Origin of the sequence: Methylobacterium sp. J-067 (assembly GCF_022829465.1) — a bacterium.
GTDB lineage: Bacteria > Pseudomonadota > Alphaproteobacteria > Rhizobiales > Beijerinckiaceae > Methylobacterium > Methylobacterium litchii.
Genome location: NZ_JAKSXZ010000094.1, coordinates 1 through 22,087 on the forward strand (window position 1 = coordinate 1; position 22,087 = coordinate 22,087).

Annotated in this window: 25 protein-coding genes and 1 pseudogene; 13 read left to right on the forward strand and 13 right to left on the reverse strand. The window is 61.8% G+C overall.

The window, feature by feature from the left end:
• Nucleotides 1–328 (reverse strand): annotated as a pseudogene (locus MKK52_RS10815) (hypothetical protein); the annotation flags it as partial.
• Nucleotides 329–1,276: 948 nt separating this feature from the next.
• Entirely contained in the window at nucleotides 1,277–1,453 is a 177-nt protein-coding gene (locus tag MKK52_RS10820; protein WP_243953798.1) for a hypothetical protein, read from the reverse strand.
• Nucleotides 1,454–1,916: 463 nt separating this feature from the next.
• On the opposite strand from MKK52_RS10820, the gene MKK52_RS10825 reads away from it, so the two are divergent.
• Complete coding sequence (locus MKK52_RS10825; RefSeq protein ID WP_409564654.1) at nucleotides 1,917–3,083, forward strand: YihY/virulence factor BrkB family protein; 1,167 nt, start codon at nucleotides 1,917–1,919, stop codon at nucleotides 3,081–3,083.
• A 106-nt stretch (nucleotides 3,084–3,189) separates the two neighbouring features.
• On the opposite strand, the gene MKK52_RS10830 is transcribed toward MKK52_RS10825, so the two are convergent.
• Together MKK52_RS10830 and MKK52_RS10835 are read right to left on the reverse strand one after the other, a co-directional pair.
• Nucleotides 3,190–3,447 carry a hypothetical protein gene (locus tag MKK52_RS10830; protein WP_243953799.1) on the reverse strand — a complete coding sequence of 86 codons (258 nt, stop codon included), beginning with the start codon at nucleotides 3,445–3,447 and terminating at the stop codon, nucleotides 3,190–3,192.
• A gap of 155 nt (nucleotides 3,448–3,602) precedes the next feature.
• Nucleotides 3,603–3,929: a hypothetical protein gene (locus MKK52_RS10835; RefSeq protein ID WP_243953800.1), complete on the reverse strand. Its 327-nt coding sequence runs from the start codon at nucleotides 3,927–3,929 to the stop codon at nucleotides 3,603–3,605.
• Nucleotides 3,930–5,620: 1,691 nt separating this feature from the next.
• Between MKK52_RS10835 and MKK52_RS10840 the strand changes: the two genes are divergently transcribed.
• The gene (locus MKK52_RS10840) at nucleotides 5,621–5,878 is read left to right on the forward strand and encodes a DUF6894 family protein (RefSeq protein ID WP_243953801.1); all 258 of its coding nucleotides are present in this window, start codon (nucleotides 5,621–5,623) and stop codon (nucleotides 5,876–5,878) included.
• Between the two features lie 311 nt (nucleotides 5,879–6,189).
• On the opposite strand, the gene MKK52_RS26930 is transcribed toward MKK52_RS10840, so the two are convergent.
• Both MKK52_RS26930 and MKK52_RS10845 read right to left on the reverse strand, forming a co-directional pair.
• Entirely contained in the window at nucleotides 6,190–6,363 is a 174-nt protein-coding gene (locus MKK52_RS26930; RefSeq protein WP_313898747.1) for a hypothetical protein, read from the reverse strand.
• Entirely contained in the window at nucleotides 6,299–7,123 is an 825-nt protein-coding gene (locus tag MKK52_RS10845) for a hypothetical protein (protein WP_243953802.1), read from the reverse strand. The genes MKK52_RS26930 and MKK52_RS10845 overlap by 65 nt, the downstream gene beginning before the upstream one ends.
• Before the next feature lie 1,017 nt (nucleotides 7,124–8,140).
• Here MKK52_RS10845 and MKK52_RS10850 point away from each other — a divergent pair.
• Together MKK52_RS10850 and MKK52_RS10855 are read left to right on the forward strand one after the other, a co-directional pair.
• Nucleotides 8,141–8,368, forward strand: coding sequence for a hypothetical protein (locus MKK52_RS10850; RefSeq protein ID WP_243953803.1), 228 nt, complete (start codon nucleotides 8,141–8,143; stop codon nucleotides 8,366–8,368).
• A gap of 299 nt (nucleotides 8,369–8,667) precedes the next feature.
• Nucleotides 8,668–8,877 (forward strand): hypothetical protein, encoded by a 210-nt coding sequence (locus MKK52_RS10855; RefSeq protein ID WP_243953804.1) that lies wholly within the window; start codon nucleotides 8,668–8,670, stop codon nucleotides 8,875–8,877.
• 12 nt (nucleotides 8,878–8,889) lie between these two features.
• On the opposite strand, the gene MKK52_RS10860 is transcribed toward MKK52_RS10855, so the two are convergent.
• Together MKK52_RS10860 and MKK52_RS10865 are read right to left on the reverse strand one after the other, a co-directional pair.
• Nucleotides 8,890–9,912, reverse strand: coding sequence for a site-specific integrase (locus MKK52_RS10860; RefSeq protein ID WP_243953805.1), 1,023 nt, complete (start codon nucleotides 9,910–9,912; stop codon nucleotides 8,890–8,892).
• On the reverse strand, nucleotides 9,912–10,148 hold the full coding sequence (locus MKK52_RS10865) for a hypothetical protein (RefSeq protein WP_243953806.1): 237 nt from the start codon (nucleotides 10,146–10,148) through the stop codon (nucleotides 9,912–9,914). Before MKK52_RS10865 ends, MKK52_RS10860 begins: the two co-directional genes overlap by 1 nt.
• A gap of 274 nt (nucleotides 10,149–10,422) precedes the next feature.
• Here MKK52_RS10865 and MKK52_RS10870 point away from each other — a divergent pair, with 274 nt between their 5' ends.
• Nucleotides 10,423–11,100 (forward strand): AAA family ATPase, encoded by a 678-nt coding sequence (locus MKK52_RS10870; protein WP_243953807.1) that lies wholly within the window; start codon nucleotides 10,423–10,425, stop codon nucleotides 11,098–11,100.
• 445 nt (nucleotides 11,101–11,545) lie between these two features.
• A complete protein-coding gene (locus MKK52_RS10875; RefSeq protein WP_243953808.1) occupies nucleotides 11,546–12,616 on the forward strand; it encodes an HD-GYP domain-containing protein in 1,071 nt (356 codons plus the stop codon).
• Between the two features lie 44 nt (nucleotides 12,617–12,660).
• Here MKK52_RS10875 and MKK52_RS10880 read toward each other — a convergent pair whose 3' ends face one another.
• Nucleotides 12,661–14,634, reverse strand: a complete 1,974-nt coding sequence (locus tag MKK52_RS10880) for a PAS domain S-box protein (RefSeq protein ID WP_243953809.1) — start codon at nucleotides 14,632–14,634, stop codon at nucleotides 12,661–12,663.
• Between the two features lie 145 nt (nucleotides 14,635–14,779).
• On the opposite strand from MKK52_RS10880, the gene MKK52_RS10885 reads away from it, so the two are divergent.
• Nucleotides 14,780–15,052, forward strand: coding sequence for a hypothetical protein (locus tag MKK52_RS10885; RefSeq protein WP_243953810.1), 273 nt, complete (start codon nucleotides 14,780–14,782; stop codon nucleotides 15,050–15,052).
• A 1,764-nt stretch (nucleotides 15,053–16,816) separates the two neighbouring features.
• Here MKK52_RS10885 and MKK52_RS10895 read toward each other — a convergent pair.
• The 4 genes from MKK52_RS10895 to MKK52_RS10910 form a co-directional block, all read right to left on the reverse strand.
• On the reverse strand, nucleotides 16,817–17,026 hold the full coding sequence (locus tag MKK52_RS10895) for a cold-shock protein (protein ID WP_243953811.1): 210 nt from the start codon (nucleotides 17,024–17,026) through the stop codon (nucleotides 16,817–16,819).
• A 159-nt stretch (nucleotides 17,027–17,185) separates the two neighbouring features.
• Nucleotides 17,186–17,614: a MucR family transcriptional regulator gene (locus tag MKK52_RS10900; protein ID WP_243953812.1), complete on the reverse strand. Its 429-nt coding sequence runs from the start codon at nucleotides 17,612–17,614 to the stop codon at nucleotides 17,186–17,188.
• A 236-nt stretch (nucleotides 17,615–17,850) separates the two neighbouring features.
• Nucleotides 17,851–18,477, reverse strand: coding sequence for a MucR family transcriptional regulator (locus MKK52_RS10905; protein ID WP_313898748.1), 627 nt, complete (start codon nucleotides 18,475–18,477; stop codon nucleotides 17,851–17,853).
• Between the two features lie 598 nt (nucleotides 18,478–19,075).
• Nucleotides 19,076–19,354: a helix-turn-helix domain-containing protein gene (locus MKK52_RS10910; RefSeq protein WP_243953813.1), complete on the reverse strand. Its 279-nt coding sequence runs from the start codon at nucleotides 19,352–19,354 to the stop codon at nucleotides 19,076–19,078.
• Nucleotides 19,355–19,456: 102 nt separating this feature from the next.
• On the opposite strand from MKK52_RS10910, the gene MKK52_RS10915 reads away from it, so the two are divergent.
• The 6 genes from MKK52_RS10915 to MKK52_RS10940 form a co-directional block, all read left to right on the forward strand.
• Nucleotides 19,457–19,792 carry a hypothetical protein gene (locus tag MKK52_RS10915; RefSeq protein ID WP_243953814.1) on the forward strand — a complete coding sequence of 112 codons (336 nt, stop codon included), beginning with the start codon at nucleotides 19,457–19,459 and terminating at the stop codon, nucleotides 19,790–19,792.
• 11 nt (nucleotides 19,793–19,803) lie between these two features.
• Nucleotides 19,804–20,010 carry a hypothetical protein gene (locus tag MKK52_RS10920; RefSeq protein ID WP_243953815.1) on the forward strand — a complete coding sequence of 69 codons (207 nt, stop codon included), beginning with the start codon at nucleotides 19,804–19,806 and terminating at the stop codon, nucleotides 20,008–20,010.
• The gene (locus MKK52_RS10925) at nucleotides 20,010–20,444 is read left to right on the forward strand and encodes a penicillin-binding protein (RefSeq protein ID WP_243953816.1); all 435 of its coding nucleotides are present in this window, start codon (nucleotides 20,010–20,012) and stop codon (nucleotides 20,442–20,444) included. The genes MKK52_RS10920 and MKK52_RS10925 overlap by 1 nt, the downstream gene beginning before the upstream one ends.
• An 86-nt stretch (nucleotides 20,445–20,530) precedes the next feature.
• Nucleotides 20,531–21,130, forward strand: a complete 600-nt coding sequence (locus MKK52_RS10930; RefSeq protein ID WP_243953817.1) for a hypothetical protein — start codon at nucleotides 20,531–20,533, stop codon at nucleotides 21,128–21,130.
• Nucleotides 21,131–21,197: 67 nt separating this feature from the next.
• Nucleotides 21,198–21,782 (forward strand): hypothetical protein, encoded by a 585-nt coding sequence (locus MKK52_RS10935; protein ID WP_243953818.1) that lies wholly within the window; start codon nucleotides 21,198–21,200, stop codon nucleotides 21,780–21,782.
• 66 nt (nucleotides 21,783–21,848) lie between these two features.
• Nucleotides 21,849–22,087 (forward strand): hypothetical protein (locus tag MKK52_RS10940; RefSeq protein WP_243953819.1); only part of this gene is annotated, 239 nt, incomplete at its 3' end.

Below are 22,087 nucleotides of genomic sequence, written 5' to 3' on the forward strand. Positions count from 1 at the left end.
CCGCTGGCAGACCGCCATGAGGTTCACGTCCCGGTTGTCGGCTGTGTCGTGGTTGCGGTGAGCCGCCGCTAGAACTACTCGCGTCGTCCGGACGGAGCCGAGCACGTCGTCCTCCCCAACCGGGAGGCAGATGACCCGGCCCACGCCGTCGCGCCAGGAAACCGCCTGCGCGTCCCACCAGCGGCCATCTCCGAGGTGCCAGATGAATATGCCCGTGCGGACGCCCGCAGGCCTCACAGCGGCCCTTAGCGCGGCGGAAACGGATCACCGCCGACAGCTGCGGCCAGTCGATGGGGTAGAAGAAGCGGTGCTCGCGCCGGATCGGCATGGCGGCATGATAAGATAGCTAGCTCTGAAGCTGAGCAATAGGGCATCCGCGCGGCATTAGCATCCCCTCGCCAAGGCGCCAATTGGATCATCGAACAGATGCTACTAAGTTGCTTTACGGCGCTTTTGAGCTTGCAAAGGTTGATAGCTAGGCACCATACAAATAAAACTATCACTTGTTATTATAGCTAATTCGAAACATATGATATAATAATTAATCTTAAAGCTTTGTAGATGCTTGGCAACTTAATTAGATTTATAACGATGCGGTAGTGGGATCATAACTATGGCACAAGTCGACAGACGATGTGCGAACCATTATTCGTTTCAGAAACTTTCTCTAAATAATCTCGATAATCTATCTAAAAATGAATTTGTTGAAGTGTGGAAGATCATAGCAGGAGAGGCGCCAGCTATCATGCTCGATAGTCACACTGAAATGCTAGGAATGCTTTTCGAAGGTATCATCTCAGAAAGCTTGCTGAACCAAGTAGCTCTAGCCTTTCCGAAGTCACACAGGTCCGTGCATCGATAAATTGTAGGGAATGGCCGACCGCTGATAGCTAAATGAGATGGCATCAAATTGGGAACCAGCCTCTCATCTAAGCATGCAATCGGATGGGGGCTAGGAACCTCACAAGCGTCCTTTCCCTTGGTCTCTGCGAGATACACGGAGAGCCAGCATGGGAACGGACACCGACGCGGCACGAGAGGCCTTCGGAATGGTCCCGCCGGGAAAGCCGTTGGGTCAGGAGAAGCTTCCAGACGATACGGCAGCTGCAGGGCCTACGTCCCCTGGTGGTCCAGAGGGTGAGAATGACCAGGGTCCCGAAAGCGGCGGCTACGACAACCGGCCGGCTGTCCCGTCTTCAGACAACCGGAAGGGCGGATACGGCGCTGGCTGAACTAAATGCTCCGTCCCTTCCCTGTTCGGCCGAGCCGCGGTTCGTCAGACTCTAACTTCTTCGGCGTGTAAGCCACCCGCCCTGATGTGTTCTGGCAGGTCGCCGTGATCATAGTAGCCCGCCTCGTGCGCCATGGCGTCCAAGGCAGCAATCGGTCCTGATGCGGCGCCCGTCCAGAGGATCGCACCCGTCACCTGCTGGCGGACCTGAAACACGCGCATCACTGCCTCGCTCTGATGGATGCTGAGACAAGCGCTGCCCTAACGGCTCGTTCCGGCGATTTGGCTAGCTAGAGAGTGTGACGCGGCTTGAACTGTGCGAGGATGCGACCCTCGGAACGACCTCTCCGGTTACGTAATTGCTCTAGGTCCTGACGGAGGTTGTGATGCTGACGGGCAGTCTGCTGTGGCTCCTGGGGGTGCCGATCCCCCTCGTGATCCTGCTGTGGTTCTTCTTCCTGCGAGGGCGGTAAACGCATCGCATGAGCGTCTCTACACCTAGCTAGATTGTAGCTGGGCATGGCGCTGTTTGTGGAGAGCAGCACGAGGGAACTGCGTGCAGTAAGAGCCAAGCTCATGCTGGCTCACGGATCGCATTCGGCCATACCTGCATTACAGGCAGGTATGCTTATTGCCTCGGTTGAATGCCCCCGCATCCCTACTCGCGGGCGCACCGGAGTTTCCGATGCCAAGTGCCCATTCAGATCGCCAGCCCAAGGATGCCGGTGAAAGAGGGGCCTCCCTCGCGTGGACCATGGCAATGGCGACTGCGCTTGTTGGCATCGTAGTTCTGCCACGGCGTGCAAACCGCTCGCAGTTGCCTAGCGCACAGCCTGACGAAGTCGGGGCAGCGCGACAGACTTCACCCTCTCACAGCGGCAGTGATGCTCACGAAGTCGCTCGTCGTCAGGGGGATCGCGGACGCCAAGCCAAAAGCCCGACCGATATTCCGGCTAAGGGGTGGAAGGACATCGCGCTGCGCACCTACCACGATGTGGGTGAGAACCGCATCATGCTGGTGTCGGCAGGGGTCACCTTCTTCGCGCTGCTGGCGATCTTTCCAGCCGTCGCTGCTCTCGTCTCCGTTTATGGCCTCATCGCCGACGCATCGACGATAAACAATCAACTCGCTAGCCTTCAAGGTATCCTGCCCCAAGGGGCCCTCGATATCCTCGGCGATCAGGTCAAACTTCTCAACGAGAAGGGCAATGCGACGCTTGGGTTGAGCCTGATTGTCGGCGTAACCTTGTCGGTGTGGAGCGCCAACGGCGGCATGAAGCACATCTTCGACGCACTCAACCTCGTCTATAACGAGCGCGAGAAGCGCAACTTCTTCGTGCTCAACCTCATCTCGCTCGCGTTCACGGCGGGCGCGCTAGCCTTCCTGATCATAGCTCTCGGTGCTGTCGTCGTGCTGCCGGTCGTGTTCGAGTTCATCGGCATCGGCAAAGACGCTTGGTGGTTGGCTCTTCTGCGTTGGCCCGTGCTCTTGCTGGCCGTGCTCGGTGGCTTGGCCGTTCTGTATCGATATGGTCCCAGCCGAGACGCACCACGCTGGCACTGGGTCACTGGGGGAAGTGCCCTGGCGGCAACCTTGTGGCTCGGGGGCTCCCTGCTGTTCTCCTGGTACGTTGCCAATTTCGGTAGCTACAACAAGACCTACGGGTCCCTCGGCGCCGCCATCGGCTTCATGACCTGGATCTGGATTTCAACGATCATCGTGCTGCTTGGCGCCCAGCTGAACGCTGAGATGGAACACCAGACTGTCGAGGATACGACCGTTGGGCAGCCTCAGCCTCTCGGTACGCGTGGGGCGAAGATGGCCGACAGCGTCGGCGCTGCGACAGAGTAGAGCGAATAGACCTCTGCCGATGGAACACGCAGGCAGAGGGCTTGCGCTGGCAGGAGAACGAGAAACACCTTCGGGACCGTTGACCCCGGTGGCGAAAGTTTGATCATTAGGTCAACGCTTCGGGATGCGGTGTGGGCACCCCAGCATACCGCTGTACGATCCTCGGGCAGCCATCGTGGCTTCGAATATGAGCCATGGCGACCCTTTGTTGTGCCACGTAGGTTCCGTGCGTGCGGACCTGTCCATGGCAGGCAGGACAGCGCTTCTTCGCGGCACGGTGATGGGTGTGCGCTTCGGCCACCGACATGAGCATCCACTCGCCGTCGATCAGCGCTTCGCAGGTGTTTTTATCGGGCGTCGTCATGTGAAGTGGGTGCCATGCAGGACGGCTTGGCGCCAACCGGTTTCGACCTACTGCCGTCCTGCGCCAATCGAGAGTGATGCGCTAGCTACTGCGAACCTTAACCATACGAGATCTGGGTAGAACGTCCATCTCCGCGCATGGATGCAGCTGACCGCTCAGATCAAAGCCCGGGCCTCACTGACGAGGTGATAGAAGCGGCCATCGAACATCTGCATCACCGCCTCCGTAGCGGTATGCGACTCGGGGCGGATCGAAGAGGCGAGGCAGGCATCCAATGCCGCTTGATCGGGGAAATCCATCTCCAGGATCATCGCGATAGGGCGGGCATCCGCATCCTTTGAGACGAGGCGCTGTACGCGCACAGCGGTGACGCCCGGGAAGCGGCGCCAGAATGGCTCCAACTCGTCCCTCACTCGACGAAAGAACTCATCCTCCTGCCCATCGCGGACAGTACCCTCATAGATCGCAGTCCTAGTCAGCATCGGGCGCCTCCTGGCAGCACACCTTCAATCGAGAGCGGTGCAACACGTTGCACGAACGCCTTCACATCTCGCTGAACTGCAGCATCGGAGCGGAGGATTGAAGCCAGAGGCACTGCATCGTGGGGGGCACGTTGTCGAAAGATCGTGCCTCAGGCGTCTTTGCGCGCAAGAGCAGGGGGACAGGAATTTTGACGCTATCGCCGTCCTGAGCCAATTCTGGGGATCTGGGGGGCTATCTACGGTGGGGTGGTGATCCGCCACCCCACCCTAAGCTCACCTTAGCCTCTGCCGACGCTTCTGGACGGCCTCGAAGCAATCATTACATTCCAGATTGTTCACCGATCACGCACGGTCAGCCAACAATGCGCGCCGCCTTCCTCGCCCCCGTCGTCATCGCCCTGCTGGCCGGGCCGGCGCTTGCGGAGTCCCCTGTCGCAATGCGCGGACTGTGGACGGCATCGGCGAACGATTGTGAAGCCGTCTTGGCTGGCCGCCGGAACGGTGATCCCGCGCCGGATTGGCTCAGGGTTACAGCGACGAACGTCAAGGGGCCTTCCGCCGGTCGCATTCTACGCACTACAGGTCGCGCGCAATTTGAAGCGACAGGCAGCGGCGTGGCGGGTGTGCCGAACGTGTATGAACTGCGGAGCAACGGGTTGCTGTCGCAGACGATAGGAGACGCACGAGGCGCGTCTCTCTATCTGCGTTGCGGTCACTAGCGGATTACCGTCTGAAAATCGCGCAGCCGCGCTCCGTCAATATCCTGCTGCGCTCGCTTGAACGACGCGGCAGTCGCGCCTGCGTCGCCGCTCCCGTGGATCGTCACGTTCGTGTCGCCGATCTTCACTTCGGCGTTGCGGCGGTTGCCCCCTTCGTTGCGAGGAATGCGGCGCCGGCTATCGCGACGACGGCAATAGCACCTGCGGCACGCCGGGTTGTACGACCAGTGCGCGTCGCGTTCGAGGGGGCATAACCGTATGGGAGGATGAACGGGCCGCATCGGAGGTCGCTGCGATCCAATGCGATGCCGTCGCGGACGTTGAGCCTGCCATCGAAGCTGAACCCGCGTGTTCGCCAGAGCCGCCGCCTCGCCCTCGTGGGGGTGTCCAAAATGGACGGACCAAAGCACTTTGCGCTAGGTCCGCCGCTCGCCCATCGCCCCAGCACGAGGAGCCATCGCACCGCCCGGTTGCCGAACGCCGCGCCGCTGTGGAGGCCATGCTGAGCGAGGGCCTATCGGATCGGGCCATTGCCCGTGCGGTGAAGATGTCGCCCTCGACGGTCGCCGCAGTGCGCCGGGACTATGCCAATGAGTGCCGCAATTAGCCTGTTTGGCGCCTCACGGTCGGGTTCCCCAAATCCGCAGTTCCGGTAGCCATTTGGGGGAACCCGCCGTCCTGGGCCATCCTTGGCGATCCTAGGGGCATTCAGCGCCCGCCATGGTTGGCGCCGATCCCCTTTTAGGGCCCGATTAGCAGTCATGGTGAGTTTACCCGGAGGCTGCCCTAAATCGCTGGCAATTATACCGTTCACACATACAGTGCGACATATCCTTCGCGGATCAAAGAACCTGATCCATATGTGATCGCCGCCCACCGCCGTGTGGCACAGCCAATGCCAGTCGCAGTCTTTGACTCAGGCATGTCCGCGATTGAGAGCCATGGCTCCCGCCTTCAACGACAGAGGTGCGTGTGCTGCGCTACCATTTCAATGTCTATGATAGCGTCGTCATGCTCGACAAGAAGGGTGTCGAGTTGCCAGACACTACTTTCGCGCGCCGAGAAGCTATCCGATACGCCGGTGTGCTTCTTGAGGAAGGCGCGCGGCTTGAGAGCCTTGGCGCTGAATGGCGCATGGAAGTCACCGATGAGAGCGGGCTGATCTTGTTTCGGCTAGACTTCTTCGTTACCCCATCAGCGGTCACGACGCTGGAGCCAGCGAGCAGCTGACTTCAAGTGTTCGTCGGCGTTGCCCATAGTTCGCGCGAGGCTGTGTCGGGGTTCGCGCGAGGCTGTGTCGGGAAACTCTTGCCGCCCTCGCGCGGTACGGCTTCCGAAAACTCCGCCGCCGCCCCTGCCGTCGCGCGCGCGGGCGTACTGCTCCGAAACTCGCCCCATATCGTAACAAATCAAAATTGGTTGGAGTGATCCGGCTGTTCCTCGCCGTCATGTTCGGCGCTTCAATGTCAACAAATCTCAACAGGACCGCGAACCGCAGAACTGTTCAATTCCGTTCATCGCGCGGCGCCCGGCGCGTCCTGTTATCCCGCCCGCAGCATCGCCTTGGATGCGCGAATGAAGGCGTTGGCCTCGCGGCGTAGCTCGATCATTTCGACCGTTCGCATTCCGGTTCGATAGGCGCCGTTCCGCTCACCCTTTGGTGCGCCGCTTCCTTTGGCCCCGCCGTGCATCCGGCATCGGGCCTTCCCCTTCACCGCTGGCGATTGGCAGGGCGTCCCGGCCCGCGTCTTCGCGCAGCATCGAGGGGTCAGCCTGAAAGGCGACGGCTGCCGGTCCAGTGAGGGCGCGTGCATAGGGTTGCTGTCCATTTTCGATCTGACCCCCTCGGGCCCCTCCCTGTGCTCCGGTGACATGGCCGACGATGGCTTGGCCGCCGGCATGAACGTGGACGTGCTCAACCACGACCTTCTGCGCGCCGCCGCGTCTCACCTTTGCGAGGGCTTCCAACTGCGCGGTGTAGGTTCGCAGTAGCTTGGTCGCGAGGGTGCCGTAGCGTTCGAGGTGACCGGTGCTGGTAGCCTGCTTCGCCCTCGACAGCATGTCCATTGCGACCGAGTGCGTTCCGACCATCTGAGCGGCAAGCATGGCCTCGGCCTCGTTCTGCGGCTCGATCCCCGCGACGGCGGCAACGCCGGCATTGATCTGATCCTCGGTCGGCATCGACTCGCCGCGAGACCGCACGATGTCCATGACCTCGGCGGCGGTACGGGAGGCGAAGTCGCTCGACGCCGTGCCGAACGTCGCGCTCTGTAGAGCCACGAACCCGGCAAGCTCATTATGGGGAGCGTCAACGGTCACGCTATGTCCCTCGACCCTCTTGACCTGATAGGCAGGCGGTTCGGTTCGAGACCGGCAATAGGCGGCAGCCTTCGCCATCGCTGCGGCCTCGTGGGGGGTTGGGTCCCGCTTAAGCGATGGCATCGGGGCTTCTGCCTTGGGCTTGCGCTCGGTCATAGGGCGTTGCTCTTTGTTGATAGGTCGCAATGGGCTCATTCAAGGAGCCTCAGGAGTTCAACCCAAGCCTTTCCTCGACGCTTTGGCTCGCGTAGTCGGACGAGATGTATTTTAATGCCCCGCGTGTTAATCTGCCAACTGCACCGGACCTAATCGGGAAAGCCGTACCCTGATCTGTTCGGGAAGGAATACGATGAGGCTGGCAAGTACCTCGCTGGCCTACGCGAGCTTTGGGACTGCTGGGACGAGGGGCGCGCCATAAGCGGCCCGACTTGCGACCTCGAAGCCAGCGACGCCCTGGCGAACTGGCGGCAGTGGGTAGCGCAGGGCCGCGCCACAGTTCGGCATGGCGTGCTGTGCCTCAACCGCCCCCCAATGACGGCTGAAGGATGGGTGGCTGCACACGTCACTGCGGATTGATCGGAACGTTAAGTGTCTGGCCCTACCTCATGTGAGGTGATCTGACGGCGACCGTCCGGAAGATACTTGCGACGCGCGCCCCACCCGGTGAGGAGGACGTAGACAGTACGCAGATCATCCCCCTCTCCCGCGATGTCGGCATGAGCCTGAACAGCCCTTACCGATTTGAGGGCATCGGCGAGCCAGACGCAATCAGCGTCGCAAAGGTGAGCATAGAGTTGCAGCTTGCGTTCGAGAACTTTGGACATGCGGTCCGTATCATGGCGCCAGTCAAGTGTAGTCTGTATGTAACTGCATGTATGTCCCTAACCCATATTGGAATTCGAAACCGAAAGTCGCTTTAGGGTATTACCCTACGCTCGTCGAAAGAAGGCAGTGCCAGCGATTATTTTATCTATTTGCCAATTTCCCTTCACATAAATCAGAACCACGTCACATTCGCTGTGAGACAGTCGGACGTCGTTAGTATGGACTCCTGAAAGCGACTTAGCTTGGACCGGCTGCCACACCCCGATCGGTAGGTCTGAGCAAAGGTGCGGCTGGCCTGCTGTTCAATGATGGATCGCTCGGCCAGCCGCCCCGATCAGGGAGAGCACAATGGTCTACCGGATCCAGATCAATCAGATCGGCAAAGCCGGCGTGCCGAACAGGCAGCTTACCTCGTATGAGGCCGATACGGAGATGGAGGCGGTCGCCTTGGCCGCGTATGAGGTGGACATTACTAGGCCGGCAGTTTCACGGATCGCCACCGTGTTTGCCCCATCGGGCGCACTGATACTGGCCTACGTCGGTCGCGTGATGGCGGTGGCCGGTGATGAAAGGTGATGAGCCAAGCGACTGGGCGCTCAATGATCGCCCTGCGGCGATCCTTATTGGGACGATGCTCGCGGTTCAGGTCATAATCCTTGCGGCACTGCTGTACCTGTGACGGCCATTGTGACCCTGCGAACATTAAGCGTTTGCACTAGCATTGCACCGAAAGTGCTCATGAGACCTAAAACGCATGCTGGGGCGGCTATCGGTCAGTGCGCAACAGCGCTAGCTCTTGGCCCTTGTAGAATTTCCCCGGTCGATGCATCCGCTATCGTCGGGCGCGTCACTGGCACGCCCTGAGGTGAGAGGTCATGAAGTCGGTCATTACGTCCGAAGAGGCGGAAGAAGTGCAGCGCTTATGGCGCGAGTACGGTGAAGCCGCGCTCGAAGCCGCTGCGGCTCTTCGGGACGACGGGACAGATCCAGACTTCAAAGGCAAGCGCCGCCAGCGTCACCTTGTGGCCGACGAGCGGGCAGGCAGAGCTATCGCTCGGATCAGAGAGATATACGAGGCACCGTAGCCGTGTGGCGTTTCACAAGAACCCGCTTCCGCTATGCCCCTTGAAGGCGTTCGCCCGGCGAATATACCCGACGACGGTTCGGGGATCGCGGTGTCCCGACACATCCATGATCCGCGCGAGATCCGCGCCCCGCTCGGCTGCCGTCGTGATGAAACCGGCCCGCAGGCTGTGCGCCCCGAACGTCGAAGCATCAAGACCGGCAGCGGTGCAGTATCGTTTGATGATGTCCGCGACGGCCTGAGTGGTGAGGCGGCACCCTAAGTTCAACTTAGCCCGTTCATCGGCCGCAGCATTGTTCCCATCTGGAACAATGGGCGCCCGCACCCGCCCCGACCGCGACACCGGCCGGAACACTGGCCCTTCGGTGATACCGGCCGCGTCGAGCCATTCCCGCACGAGCTTCACCGGCTGAATGAACCGGCCGTGCGGAATAGCCTTCTCGAACCCCCGGCTTTCCTGATCCGTCTTGCTTCTCTTGACCGTGACCCGGAGCCCTTCGGGATCGTCGCGCAGGTCCGCCACGTCGAGGGCGACGAGCTCGCTTCGGCGGAAGGCACCCGCGAAGCCGAGCGCGAGCAAGGCGCGATCCCGCTTGCCGGTCAGGGTGTCGGGCGTCCGCATGAGGAGCGCAGCCAGCACGTCCGCCGTCGCAGCGGCCTTCTGTGTCGGGGCCACGCCTACCCGGCGCCGGATGCCCTTCATGGTGGCGCGCACGCTCTCATCGTCCGTAGGATCGGCGGCGCCGGCCAGCTTGTGAGCGTAGCGGATCGCGGCCAGTCGCCGGCCGATGGTGGATGCCGACCGCCCGGCCTCGGCCTCGTGGACGAGGAAGCCCGCGACGGCCTCCGCGCTCGCCGGGAGGGATCGGAACCCATACTGCCCGCACCAGTCCTGAAAGACCCCTGCGTCGCTCGTATAGGCTCGCACCGTCGCGTCCGCCTTGCTCGCCCGCTGATAGGCGCGAACGATGGCAGCGGCCTCTGCGGGAAGACCGGCCGGCAGTTCAAAGTCTTCAACTGGCAGAGTGTCAGGCATCAGCGCGATCCATCTCCGCATTTGATGGCGCGAAGCAAAAGCCAGGCTGTGATCAGGGCGCTGTCGACGGCAAACAGGGCGCAATTGATGGGAAGCATGTCTGCGGGCAGCGCGCCGTTACACAGCACGGCTCCTAGGAAGAAGGCTCCAACGCCAATCCACCGCGACGTGCGTTCGTCAGGGTCCCTCATCAGGTCGGTCCCGTTGAAGTCCCCCCGAACTGCGGTGGCGATCATGGGCAAGCCGTCGCTCGATAGCAAAGATAGCCTTGGCTTCACATCCTCACCGCGCTTGCGATCCTGCCCGCACGAAACTTTCGAGAATGACGATTATCGAAAGTTACACGGGGGAGGCTGGAGGGGCAAGTGGTCTAATCTTAAACCTACACCTAAACTGTAGATGCAAACCTAAACGGCATACCTAAACCAGAAACCTAGAGGTTGAGCTAAACCGTATCTTTGAACTTTAGACCTACACCGTTTAGGAAGGCTGCGAACGGAGGGTGAAGCGATGCGGGTTGTCTCGATCCTGGGATTGAAGGGCGGGAGCACCAAGAGCACGATCACGGCTCATCTGGCCGTCGCCGCGCACCATGCCGGCATCCTCACCGCCATTGTGGACACCGACCCACAAGCTACGCTGCGCATGTGGTCCACGCGACGGCAGACAGATGGGCCGCCGGTAAAGCCGGAGACGACGCCTGACTTCCTAGAACCGACGCTGCGCGAGTTCGAGCGCCAAGGCGCCGAACTTGTCCTAATCGACACGGCCGGCAAGGCCGAGATTATGGGGAAACGCGCGGCCGAGCTATCTGACCTCGTGCTGATCCCGTCGCGGACCTCGCTCGCAGACATGGATGCCGTACCAACCTCGCACGCCATGGCTCAGAACCTCGGCAAGCCGAACTTCGTGATTTTCACGGACGTGGACGTGAGCGGCGCGAAGAAGGACGTGAAGGAGGCGGCGGCGGGGTTCACTTCACGCGGCATCCCTACCGGCCGAGAGCATGGAGCCCCGTTCATCTGTCACCGCAAAGGCTACAAGTCGTGCCTCATCGACGGCAGCACGATCCAAGAGATTGAGCCCGGCGGGAAGGGTGCCGAGGAGATCGACGCGCTTTTCCGATGGGTCGCAAAGCAAGTTGGCTTGAAGGTGAAGCGCAAGCGGACGGAGAAAGCGAATGGCTAAGCGACCGAGCCTGTCCGCGTCGTTCGTGGTGGGAGAGCAGCCGATCCTCGACCCTACACCTAAAGCTCTACCTCAACCTCAAAGTTTAGCTACAGCTAAACCTACACCTAGACCGCGAGACCACCGGGAGAACCGGCAAGCCTTCACGGTATGGCTAGACCGCGACCTCATTGCCCAGGTGCGCGCCCTCTCCCGCGAACTGGTCGCAGAGCATGGGCGAGCCGGCAATTCCATCGAGGCGCTAGTGACCGAGGCTCTGTCGGAGATCCTGTCGAAGCGGGGGCGATAAGGCGCAGAGTCGGGCGAGCCTCAATGACAGGGCCGCCGCATGCGTCACCATATCAGCTGACATTCGCTAATTTACCGTGCGGCTTAGATCAGTTGTAAACCAAGGCGTTGCCAACCTTCGCGGGGGAGCTAAGCCTCCTGCCGCGACGGCGATCTAATGAGCATGCTTCTTTTGATCACCGACGACCTCCACCGCGGGAGGCGCCTGGCACGCGACCTTGGGATGTTCGCCACATGCCAGATTTATAATCTTTACGACGACGCGGGGCCACCCAAGGGCGCCAGCCTCATTGTTAGCGACATCGACGGTTTGCACTCCGAAGCCTTGGTGCTGCTGCGTCGTGCTCTCGACCACAGTCGAGGCGAGGGGGTGCCATATCTCTTTCTCGTACATGGCAACGCGGCGCGGGCTGAGGCACAGGCCCAGATCCTCGGAGCCACTGATACCCTTGCCGCGAACGCCGTCGCCCGCCTCATCGCAGCTAAACTGTCAACTATGGCTGAAGGCAATCCGGTGCCTATGGCCGCACAACGGCAGGCAGTTCGAGCGAGACTGTTTCTGACGGATACCTTGTTTTCAGGCCTAGCAATCACCCCGGACATTGCCGACACTGGCACTGATCTGATCGTTGAGGCCGTTCAGGAGACGAGCGTTCACGACTGGGTCCTGGCGGTGCAGCGCTTTGACGATGTGACCCACCAGCACTGCTTGCTCGTCGCCGGATTGGCTGTCGCATTCTCAAGCGCTCTCGGACTTGGACCAAATGCCCGCCACCATCTGGCGAAGGCCGCCCTCTTGCACGATGTCGGCAAAACGAAGATCCCAACCGCAATCCTGAATAAGCCTGGTCGGCTCGACGAGGCTGAATTGGCGGTCATGCGCACGCACCCGGCGGAAGGATACGCCATGCTTGCCGGCGGCGGCTTCGACGCATCGTTGCTGGCAGTCGTGCGCTCCCATCACGAGATGCTCGACGGATCAGGTTATCCCGATAAGCTCAGAGGCGATCAAATTCCCGACCTGATCCGCCTCGTGACGATCTCCGACATCTATGCTGCGCTGATCGAGCGGCGACCGTACAAAGCTCCAATGGATCCGGCCAAGGCTTATTCCATCCTGCAAGGTATGGTTGGCCGCCTGGACGCTGATCTCCTACGCGCGTTTCAGCCTGTGACTTACACCCAAAGCCGTTTGGCGACGGGGGACGAAGGTCGGTTCGTTGCTTGAAACGCCGAGGGACTAAGCTGAGTAAACTCATCCCCGTCACACTGTCACGCCACGTGTGCGATCCCATTCCTGATAGCTGAATGGAACTGCACATTGATGGAGGCGGCGGAGCGATGACGGACCTCACAACTGAATTGCTGCCCATCCGCGTCAATAACTAGATCAAACCTCTCTGGAACCTCAGTATACATCCTTACATGAAGTCGCGCTCCGCCGTCCGAAAGATCGCGGATTGAGCACGCGAGAGGGCTACGACCCGGTAAATGGATACTAGCAGGCAAGAGTACGCGGGTCCGACGTTGATTGCGCCGTTCCTCCATACCAACTGTCCAGTCATCCAGACTACGACTGATGCTTGATACACCACCAGCTGCCTGTCGCATGCTGTTCAAGATATCGCCCGTCGCACGTGTCTGTTCATCCATGGCGCCACTGACACCATCGACGTGCGCACTGATTGTCCCGATTGCTGCAGTAATGGTCGTTAGGCTGGCCGTCACCTCGGCCGATACGGCTTGCATGCCAGCAACTTCTCCGCCGATCCGAGTTGTAGCCGCTGCAGCCTGACTGGCGAGTTCCTTCACCTCTGTCGCAACGACTGCGAAACCCTTACCTGCAGCACCAGCGCGGGCGGCTTCAATTGTGGCGTTCAGGGCCAGTAGGTTGATCTGTCGCGCGATACCGGCGATCACTGCACCAACCCCGTCCATCGCGCTGGCAGCAGCTTGTAAGCGCTCGGTAGCTGCATTCGCTTCGCCGGCACGACCATGGATATCATCCACGATGGACTTCGATTGCCCCATGCTGTTCGAGATTTCCATCGCAGCGGCATTCATGGTCTCAGCCGCGTCGGTAACCGTCTGTACATTGTCGAGAGTTTGTTCTGCCGCTTCGATAGCCGTTGAACGTGCCTCCATGTTAGCGGTGACATCGGTGGCATACTTGACGATCTTAGTCAGTCGACCGTTCGGGTCAAAAATGGGGTTATAACTTGCCTGGATCCAGACGTGGCGGCCGCCCTTCCCAAAGCGCTGGAACATGCCGGTAGAGAAATCACCGCCGCGCAGACGTTGCCAAAACACAGCATAGTCCGGCGTCTTAGCATAGCTGGGCTCAACGAACATGGCGTGGTGCTGTCCCCGGATCTCCTCAATCCGATAGCCGACCGCCTCAAGAAAATTAGCGTTGGCGTTGAGCACAGTTCCGTCGGGGGCGAACTCAATCACTGCCTGGGAGCGGTTGACCGCATTGAGCTGACCGGTCGCGTCGGCGGTCTGCAGCTTCCGTTCCGTAATGTCAGCGGCAAACTTCACGACTTTTACCGGAGCGCCATCACGGTCACGGATGGGATTATAGGTCGCTTGGATCCAAATCTCCCGACCACCTTTGGCGATGCGCCGGAACTCGCCGGAGGCGAACTCACCCCGGCCAAGGCGGTCCCAGAACCCGCGATACTCCGCACCCGTCTGCTCAGCGGGATCCACGAACAGGCTGTGGTGACGCCCCTGGATTTCGTCGAGCCGGTAGCCGACCGCGGCGAGGAAGTTGGCGTTGGCGGTCAGGATCGTGCCGTCGAGGGCGAACTCGATGACCGCCTGGGAGCGGTGCAGGGCGTCGAGCTGGCCGTCGTGGTCGATGGCGCGCAGGACCTGGTTCGTGACGTCGGAGGCGAACTTGACCACGCGGACGACCCGCCCGGCCCTGTCAAGCACGGGGTTGTAGGTCGCCTGGATCCAAACGGTTCGACCGCCCTTGGCGATGCGTTTGAACTCGTGGGTCTTCGCCTCACCACGGCGCAGTGCAGCCCAGAACGTACGGTACTCATCGCCATCACGTTCGGCGGCGGGGACGAATAGAGTGTGATGTTGCCCCTTCAGCTCTGGAAGAGTGTAGCCTATTAGGTCGAGGAACAAGCTGTTAGCGGTGAGAATGGTCCCGTCTGGGGCGAACTCAATCCGCCCGCGGGATCTATCGATAGCCGTCATTAGGGCGCGCAGATCAGCGTCGAAAAGCGGCACCGCACACACCTCCACGTGCCGCAGTGGCACGGCCGCAATGTACAAAGCGGCTGGTTAAACGAGCGTCACAAGAGCGATGAGACGTTTGATCACACGTTCATGATGTACCACTCACCCGGCGAGCCCCACGAGGAACCTACTGGACGTGGAGCGTGAGCTTCATCTTTGGGTGGATGCCGCACTGGATGATGAAGTTGCCAGCCTTCTTAAGCTTCAGCGTTACCTGCTTGCCCGGCTCCTGGTCGCCGGCATCGAAAGCGAACTGGTCCGCATCGATGAACGCGTGATGGACGGCATTATCATCGCCGTTGACGAGGGTAATGGCATCACCCCTGCGAAGGAACAGGTCTGCAGGATCGTAGTGCCTACCCTTCTGCAGTACGATCCGTACAGTGCTGGAAATGTCCGCACGTGCTGATGCAGTTGCACCGAGTCCGATAGCTAAGGCGACGAGCGGAGCGAGAGTTCTAGGGGCGTACATTTTTGATCCGGATTGAGAAATTACCCCTGCAGTCGACCCGAATAAAATGGTGACAGAGAAATCCGTAAAATTTGACGAGATGGCGCGTGGTGGGCTTTTAAGCTAAGATGCTCAGCTCCTCGCCGAGCAAGTTTCTGAAGCCGAGGTTCGCCCGAACAGGACGGGCTCGCCTTCACGCAGGGCGCAGGATCACCGCCGATCATCAACACGCCGCAGCAGTCGATGCGCAACGTCCCATGCTCCGGGTGGACCGCGAACAGTTCGGCCGCCGTCCATCCCAACCGGTGCGCCTCGGCCCCGAGCCGGTCGCAGAAGTCGATACCGCTCTCGCGGATCGAAGCCCACTTCGCCGGCACGAGGTAGCGGTAGGGCGAAGCGTGCGGCGACAGGTTGTCGAGCGCGGCCCGCCAGCTAGCGACGAGATCGGGGGGGGTGACGGTAGGGGATCGAATGACATGCCGCCGGGCTAGAGCAGGTCCTTCAACGCGCCGTGCGCCGAGGCCGCTTACCTTACCAACCCGCTCACCATCGCCAGCACTCCACATCCGAACGATATGACAGCGGCGACGAGCAATGCGCGATCAATGGCGCGACTGGTGGCGTCGCGAGCCGGGTCAGACATCCCTGAAGCTCCCGTTGGCCGGAAGCTGAAGAACGCGTGTTTCTGACTTGTGAAGGGATGTCACAGACTCGTGAACGTCACTTCGGACGCACGGTCACGATCTGGTCGCCGCCGCCCGTGTTGGCGTCCCCAGGATGGAGACGAAGCCCCGTAAGCTTCCTCAACAGGCGACGGCGGTCTAGCCTAGCCGATGACCTGTCGTTTTCAATCCACTTCGGTGGTTCGCGCAACGGCGCGGTATCGTCTTTGAAAAGCTACGCGACTGCGCCAACGAGGCCGCGCGGTTGCCCTGCGCTGCTCTGAGGGCGCTCGGGTGGGGGCGTAACCCGGTCGCTGGCCTCAGTAAGGACCTGTAAGGTTAAGCCCTAATGAATGGGCCAGTGCCACAGCTGCAGCTCCGAAGGCGGGCTGTTCAAGGCTAAGGGGGGGCCTTGGTGAGTGATCCAAAACCCATCACCCCCTTATGCCTTCCGCTCGTCACCCGTGTAATTCCGAGTTACGCCCTATGTGCGGGTAGTTGTTGATCCTGAACTCGATGCCATCGGTCGGAAGCTGGCTCGCTCCCGGTATGGAGTTCTTTTGAAGGGCATTGATGGATCCATGAAGTGACAGATTTGGTCAGCAAGCAGGATCAAATGGCCGAGATTGCCGGCCTTGCCGCATCAATGGCTGCTCTGATCGTTGAAAAGCAGGTCGAAGGTAAGCCAATCACTCCGGAGCTATTCCGGCACCTCGTTCGTGCCGCTCAGATCCTACTGGACAATGGAGTGCCATGGCCGCCCTCCGTAGAACTAGTAGTGTCAGAGGTTGGTAGGCGTGTCGTAGCGAGACATGGCGAGAGTTGAAGCGAAGCCAAAGCCGATGTGACCAGAAGTCCGCCCTCAGGTGTCGGCCGCTCGGCCCCGCCCCGATCTGATCACGGGGCGGGGGAGCGTCCGATCTCACCTGCGGGGGCCGATACACAACGCGGCACTGGGCAGAGATGGCAGGCGACGGTTAGCTTGGGATGACGCAGAAGTCTGAGCAGGCGTCCCACGATGGGAGCGCCGGGCCATCGCATTCCCGCCGTAGGGATGAGATCAGGCGCTCTTGAGGTTCCCAGCGCTCTCTTTCCCGCTGCGACGGTCATTCTCAACGTCGTAGGAGATTTTCTGTCCTTCGTTCAGGCTCCGCATCCCGGCGCGCTCGACGGCAGAGATGTGCACAAACACGTCCTTGCCCCCGTCATCGGGCTGGATGAAGCCGTAACCCTTCGTCTCGTTGAACCACTTCACGGTGCCGGTAGCCATTCAGGTATCCTGGTCGTCAGCCGACTGGCCAACGTGGCCCGTCGTGCGGTTCGAACTAGACGACGCAATGGCCTGTTCCCTCGCGACAGAGAGGGATCAGCATCAGCACTGTGCGAAGGGTCCTTTACTCCTCGCTGACCGCTGCGCGCGGGCGCCTGCTCACTTCGCTCTCTCAGTAACCGAGCGCCATCGGCCGAGACCAAGGGTTTTTGCAAGTTCCGACCGGCGCGCGGAGTAGTTCGGCGCTGTCATAGGATAATCCACTGGCAGGCCGAACCTCCCTCGATAGTCGTTGGCGTCAAGACCGCGCAGCCTCAGATGGCGCTTCAGAGTTTTGTACGGCCGCCCGTCGAGGAAGGAGATCAGCGCATCGGGCGTGATACTTTTACGGATCTGGGAAGGCGAGGGCTGCTCCGTTTTCTCAACGTCAGGGGTGGTATCGCAATGTGTAAGGGCAGCGAGGGCACCATGTACGCTGATGATGAGGCCGGGAAGATGGTTTGCTGGCAAGTGGTTCTTTGCCACGTAAGCCGCGACGATGTTGATTGTCACGGCGCGAAGCATCGCGGCGTCAATGGTTTCAGACATGATCACGTCCTTGAAGCTGGGCGCCAGAACTTGCAAAGCGGAATGCCCCCAGCGGGAATGGCGAGGCCTTGGGAGACCTGTCAGGGACCGTCGCGCTCCAGAGCAATCACCCACCCATCCGTGCCGATCACTTCGCGCAGAAAGATTGTTACGAAGGCACCCGTGCAATCTAAGCGGATAGCCCCGTCAACGTGACAAGCACATACTATACACCAACCTTCGTCGATATTCGTCTATCACATGTTGTTATCTCGTCCTACTGGACGGCCATTTTTCCTCAAATTCGATATTATATTTTCGGACATGGCCGACCTTCTAGCGCTATAAGATGACGTAACCATTGGATAGTCGGGCGGTAAACCATAACGCAAACGGTAAGTGGAAGCGGACATTCCGTGTGCCCTGAGATGTCGCTTCAGAGATTTATACGATTTGCCGTCGATGAAGCTGACTAGCGTATCTGGTGTGATTGATCTGCAGATCTCGGCCTGCGTGGCTTTGGTAGTCTCAATCACATTGACTGAGTGATTATTCGACAGTTCGGTGAGCGATGCCTGTACGGTTGCTATCAGTGCCGGCACTTCGCCAGAGGCCATCCGGTGGTTTGAAACGTAGGCAGCGACAATAACTGCAATGTGATCGACTTTTGTTCGCCTACGCCTTTCACCGTCGTCAATCATCGCATTCCCCATAAAACTATGCCTAAGCTGTGCAGCAATGGGACTGCAGACGGAAGAGGCCGAAGACTGAGCCGGTCTGGCCGCCGCGATAGCTGCCGACCCGATCCGGCGTTTGCAAGAGGCCATTGGATCGGGCCGGCATGTCCCACGAGAGGACAAGGGCCTACTTACGGCACGGCCCATGCTGCATCGTGATGCGAACTAATTGACTGGCAGTTACCTGAAACCCGGCCCAAAACGGCTTGGCCTTCGAGGTACGCAGGCCGCCGACCTGATCTGTTGAACGGGGGGCCATTCGACCGGGCCGGCGTGTCCCTCGGGAGGACAAATGCAGGTTAGTCCGACCCGGCAGGATGTTGAAGGGGAGGGACTGAAAGCCATAGCCTAATGCACGTCTGCGCGGACGCTCGCGGTGTCTGGCGGTTCGGTCGCGTGCAGGGTTGCCGTCCGGTTGATCCAGAGCACCCACACGGCCAGCGCGCCGCCGCCGAGCGGGACAGAGAGCAACAAGAGCAGTTGAGCAGTCGTCATGGGCGAAGACCTTTCAGGGAGGCCCGTGCCGCTGAATGTATGGCGCCACTCACCAGCCAGCAAATCGCCATCACGCCAAGCACCAAGAGCGGGTTCTGAGACCCGGAGCCCGAAGCAAGCACAGTCGAGATAAAGGGCGCGAAACCGCCGACCGCGAACACCGCGACCGCGACCCCGTTCAGATAGGTGGCTGAGAGCTTCCGCCGTTCGTTTGCAACGAGCTTGCGCGCGGCCTCGTCATCGTCTGCACTCACCCTTCGCCCTTACGCTTCCGCACACGGATATTGGCCGGAGGGTCGCGCCGAAGGCGAACTCCCGGCAAGCCACCATTCTCCGGCAGGAAGACAGCCCCTTCGCGTTCTAGGGCTTTCTGTAGGCCGTCGAGCGTCATCGAGTTTGCGCTGATCGGGCCATCCATTCTTTCCAGCCGCTTGATCGTCTCGACGGAAACCCCCGACAGTTCGGCAAGCTCCCCTTGCTCCATTTTCAGCATCGCACGCGCTGCGCGCAACTGCTCTCCCGTCAACATCTAACACCTATCATGCAAAAATTTGCGCGTTTAGTGTTGACGCGCTATCGGGATGGGATTACACGATAAGGGTAAGTTCTGACCTGCGCAAGAGCTAACCCAATGTCCCTACGCCGCCGCCTCGACTGGAACAGCGCCCTTCGCGGCATCCGCACCGACCGCGCCCCCGTCGTCGTCGGCTTGCTCGCCGCTCGCGGCCTCGCCGCCTCCTACGCCCGTTCGCGCAACCTGCCCCTGAACATCACCACCCGCTCCGGCCGTGGCGAGACGTTCGCCGTCTCTCACAAGTTCGACCGCGCCGCGATCATGACCGTCGCGACCCTCGCCGCCCGCGACCACCAGAAGCGCCACGGCGGCACCTGGGCCGCTGCCATGGCCGTCTGCCTCAAGGCCGCTTGGCAGTCCGCCAAGCTCGCCCGTGCCGGCATCGTCCACTGAGCCGCCCCGCCATGTCCCACCCGCTCATCCGCACCCCAGCCCGCCAGCTCCACGACGCCCGGCAGGATCACGCCCGGTGCCTCCGGCTCGCCGCTTGGTATCGCCGCCAGCTTTCGGCCGGTGACGCCTCGATGCGCGACCGCCACGCTTGGGCGCTCGGGCAGGCTCGCAAGCTCCGCAACCGCTTCCCGTCCCGCCTATCGGGGGAGACCGCCTGATGCACGCTGCCCTCACCCGCCGCTCGGCGCTTGCCGCCGCCGTCGCGCTCATCACCTGTCGCGCCGCGCCCGTGGCCGCTGCTCCGATCTATGCCGCGATCCGCCGGGCCGAGGCAGCCGACGCCGCCGACCGCAAGGCTGGGCGCCACGCTCGCGCTCTTCACCGCGCCGGCCGTCCCGTCCCCGCCGGCTGGAAGTCCTACCGCGCCACCCTGCGGCAGGCCCGCACCGCCGCCCGGTTCGAGCTTCACAGCCTCACGCCCGCGACGGCCGAGGCTGCCGCCGCCCTCGTCGCCTACTACCGCGACCGCGCCGCCGCGTCTGGCGAACCCGCTGCGGCTCACCACGCCGCCCAACGCCGCCTGCGGAAGGTGTTTCGACGCCCCGGCGCCGTCGCCTGCCCCGCCGCTCTAGCGCGCGCCTCGCCGGCCTGATCCGCGCGCCGGCCTGACCGAACCCGCACCCCTTCGCCACCCCCCCCCCCGACCCACCGCCACGAGCCCCACCAGGAGCGCGAACGATGACGCACGCCCGCACAACCATTCCCGCTATCAGCCCGGTCCACGCCGCCATCACAGCCCACCGCGCCGCCTATGCCGCCTTTCAGATCGCCCCCGAAGGCGAGGCGTCCGAGCGCGCCGAAACCGCCTACGACGACGCCAGCATGGCCGTTGTCGCGGTTGCCTGCACCACCGCCCCGGAGGCGCTGACCCTGTTCCGTCATCTGGCGTGGTGGGTGCTGGACGAAGCCGAGTTCGCCGCCGGCCACCAGCCCGCCTACGACATCGCCATGGCGCGGGCGAAGGATCTCAGCCTGTACCTCGGGACGCTTACCGGTCCCGCCCCTATCCCGCAGGCCGCCCCGTCCGGTCGCCTCGCCGCCTACTTCCCGCACCGTTCCGTGCCGGTGATCGACCTCCGCTCGCGAGTGTCGGCAGACGCCTCGCAGGACGAGGAGGCCCCCGGCGGCATCTGCGAATGGGAGGCCGTTACCCCCGTTCGCCCCGATACTGCGCACGTCCGCGCCCTGCGGTTCCTCGACATCGCGGGCGAGGCCCTAACCGCCGTCGCGATCATCGCCGGAGGCGTCTTCGCCTACGGCTTCATGCCGACCGCCTGAGCCGCCGCCACCGCGCGGCGCTCACCCCGCCGCGCCTCCCTCTCACCCGAGACCGTGAGGCCATCCCATGCGCAACCCATTCCGCCGCCAGACCGAGACCGTCGCGCCATCTCTCCGCGACCGCGCCGAAGCCCTTCGCGAGGCTCTGAGCCGCCGCGACGCCGTACTCGGCGCCGCCGTCGCTGCAACCGTGCCGCTGCCCGTTATGGCCACGCCCGTCGAGCGCGCCGACCTCTACGACCGACTGCTCACCCTCTACGCCGAGGATCACAACGCCCGGCCGGCACGGGACAACCCGGAAACCGAGCGCGCTGCCGAACTGGTCGCCTCCAGACTTTGGGAAACCGCCAGAGCGGTTGCCGACCTCCCCGCACCTAAGACCCTGGACGGACTGCGCACGACGGCCCTCGCTGCCGCGATCATCCATGAGTTCGCGCTGTGCGGCGGAAAGGACATGAACGACTGCGCCGCTGTGGGGCTGATCCGCGCCACGCTCGCCGTCACCGGCACCCCGCTCCCGCCCGGCTTCGTCGGCTTCGGAGACGAGCCCGATTTCCGCGAGCGCGAGCAAGCTTCCATGGACCAACGCTACAGCGCCGTGCCTGCCTGGGCCGTCGCGGAGATCGAGGCCGAAGACGCCGCCAACGCCTGACGCCACCACCTGCGCGGCGGCCAGCCCTGCCGCGCCTCCAATCCTTACCGATCCGAGGCCGCCATCATGCGCAACCTGTTCCGTCGCCAGACCGAGACCGCCGCCCCTTCGCTCCGCGACCGCGCTGCCGATCTGTCCGCCCGCCTTGCCGGCACGACCCGCAGGCCAGAGCCTGCCGCAACCGCCGAGGGCACCTTCGCACCCGCTCCGGCCGCTCTTGCCGACGCCTGCCGCTGGGCGGTTCAGCATCGCGCGTGGGTCGATTTCGCCTTGAAGGTCACGGACTGGTCCGAAGGGAAGTTCGA

Bases quoted from the DNA above. Each gene is read 5' to 3' on its own strand.
- MKK52_RS10915 (WP_243953814.1), top strand. From the start codon at position 19,457: ATGTCCCTACGCCGCCGCCTCGACTGGAACAGCGCCCTTCGCGGCATC.
- MKK52_RS10875 (WP_243953808.1), top strand. From the start codon at position 11,546: ATGAGCATGCTTCTTTTGATCACCGACGACCTCCACCGCGGGAGGCGC.
- MKK52_RS10820 (WP_243953798.1), bottom strand. From the start codon at position 1,453: ATGCGCGTGTTTCAGGTCCGCCAGCAGGTGACGGGTGCGATCCTCTGG.
- MKK52_RS10855 (WP_243953804.1), top strand. From the start codon at position 8,668: ATGAAGTCGGTCATTACGTCCGAAGAGGCGGAAGAAGTGCAGCGCTTA.
- MKK52_RS10895 (WP_243953811.1), bottom strand. From the start codon at position 17,026: ATGGCTACCGGCACCGTGAAGTGGTTCAACGAGACGAAGGGTTACGGC.
- MKK52_RS10860 (WP_243953805.1), bottom strand. From the start codon at position 9,912: ATGCCTGACACTCTGCCAGTTGAAGACTTTGAACTGCCGGCCGGTCTT.
- MKK52_RS10900 (WP_243953812.1), bottom strand. From the start codon at position 17,614: ATGTCTGAAACCATTGACGCCGCGATGCTTCGCGCCGTGACAATCAAC.
- MKK52_RS10865 (WP_243953806.1), bottom strand. From the start codon at position 10,148: ATGATCGCCACCGCAGTTCGGGGGGACTTCAACGGGACCGACCTGATG.
- MKK52_RS10905 (WP_313898748.1), bottom strand. From the start codon at position 18,477: ATGGGCCGTGCCGTAAGTAGGCCCTTGTCCTCTCGTGGGACATGCCGG.
- MKK52_RS10850 (WP_243953803.1), top strand. From the start codon at position 8,141: ATGGTCTACCGGATCCAGATCAATCAGATCGGCAAAGCCGGCGTGCCG.
- MKK52_RS10930 (WP_243953817.1), top strand. From the start codon at position 20,531: ATGACGCACGCCCGCACAACCATTCCCGCTATCAGCCCGGTCCACGCC.
- MKK52_RS10845 (WP_243953802.1), bottom strand. From the start codon at position 7,123: ATGACCGAGCGCAAGCCCAAGGCAGAAGCCCCGATGCCATCGCTTAAG.
- MKK52_RS10830 (WP_243953799.1), bottom strand. From the start codon at position 3,447: ATGACGACGCCCGATAAAAACACCTGCGAAGCGCTGATCGACGGCGAG.
- MKK52_RS10835 (WP_243953800.1), bottom strand. From the start codon at position 3,929: ATGCTGACTAGGACTGCGATCTATGAGGGTACTGTCCGCGATGGGCAG.
- MKK52_RS10825 (WP_409564654.1), top strand. From the start codon at position 1,917: ATGCCAAGTGCCCATTCAGATCGCCAGCCCAAGGATGCCGGTGAAAGA.
- MKK52_RS10870 (WP_243953807.1), top strand. From the start codon at position 10,423: ATGCGGGTTGTCTCGATCCTGGGATTGAAGGGCGGGAGCACCAAGAGC.
- MKK52_RS10925 (WP_243953816.1), top strand. From the start codon at position 20,010: ATGCACGCTGCCCTCACCCGCCGCTCGGCGCTTGCCGCCGCCGTCGCG.
- MKK52_RS10920 (WP_243953815.1), top strand. From the start codon at position 19,804: ATGTCCCACCCGCTCATCCGCACCCCAGCCCGCCAGCTCCACGACGCC.
- MKK52_RS10935 (WP_243953818.1), top strand. From the start codon at position 21,198: ATGCGCAACCCATTCCGCCGCCAGACCGAGACCGTCGCGCCATCTCTC.
- MKK52_RS10910 (WP_243953813.1), bottom strand. From the start codon at position 19,354: ATGTTGACGGGAGAGCAGTTGCGCGCAGCGCGTGCGATGCTGAAAATG.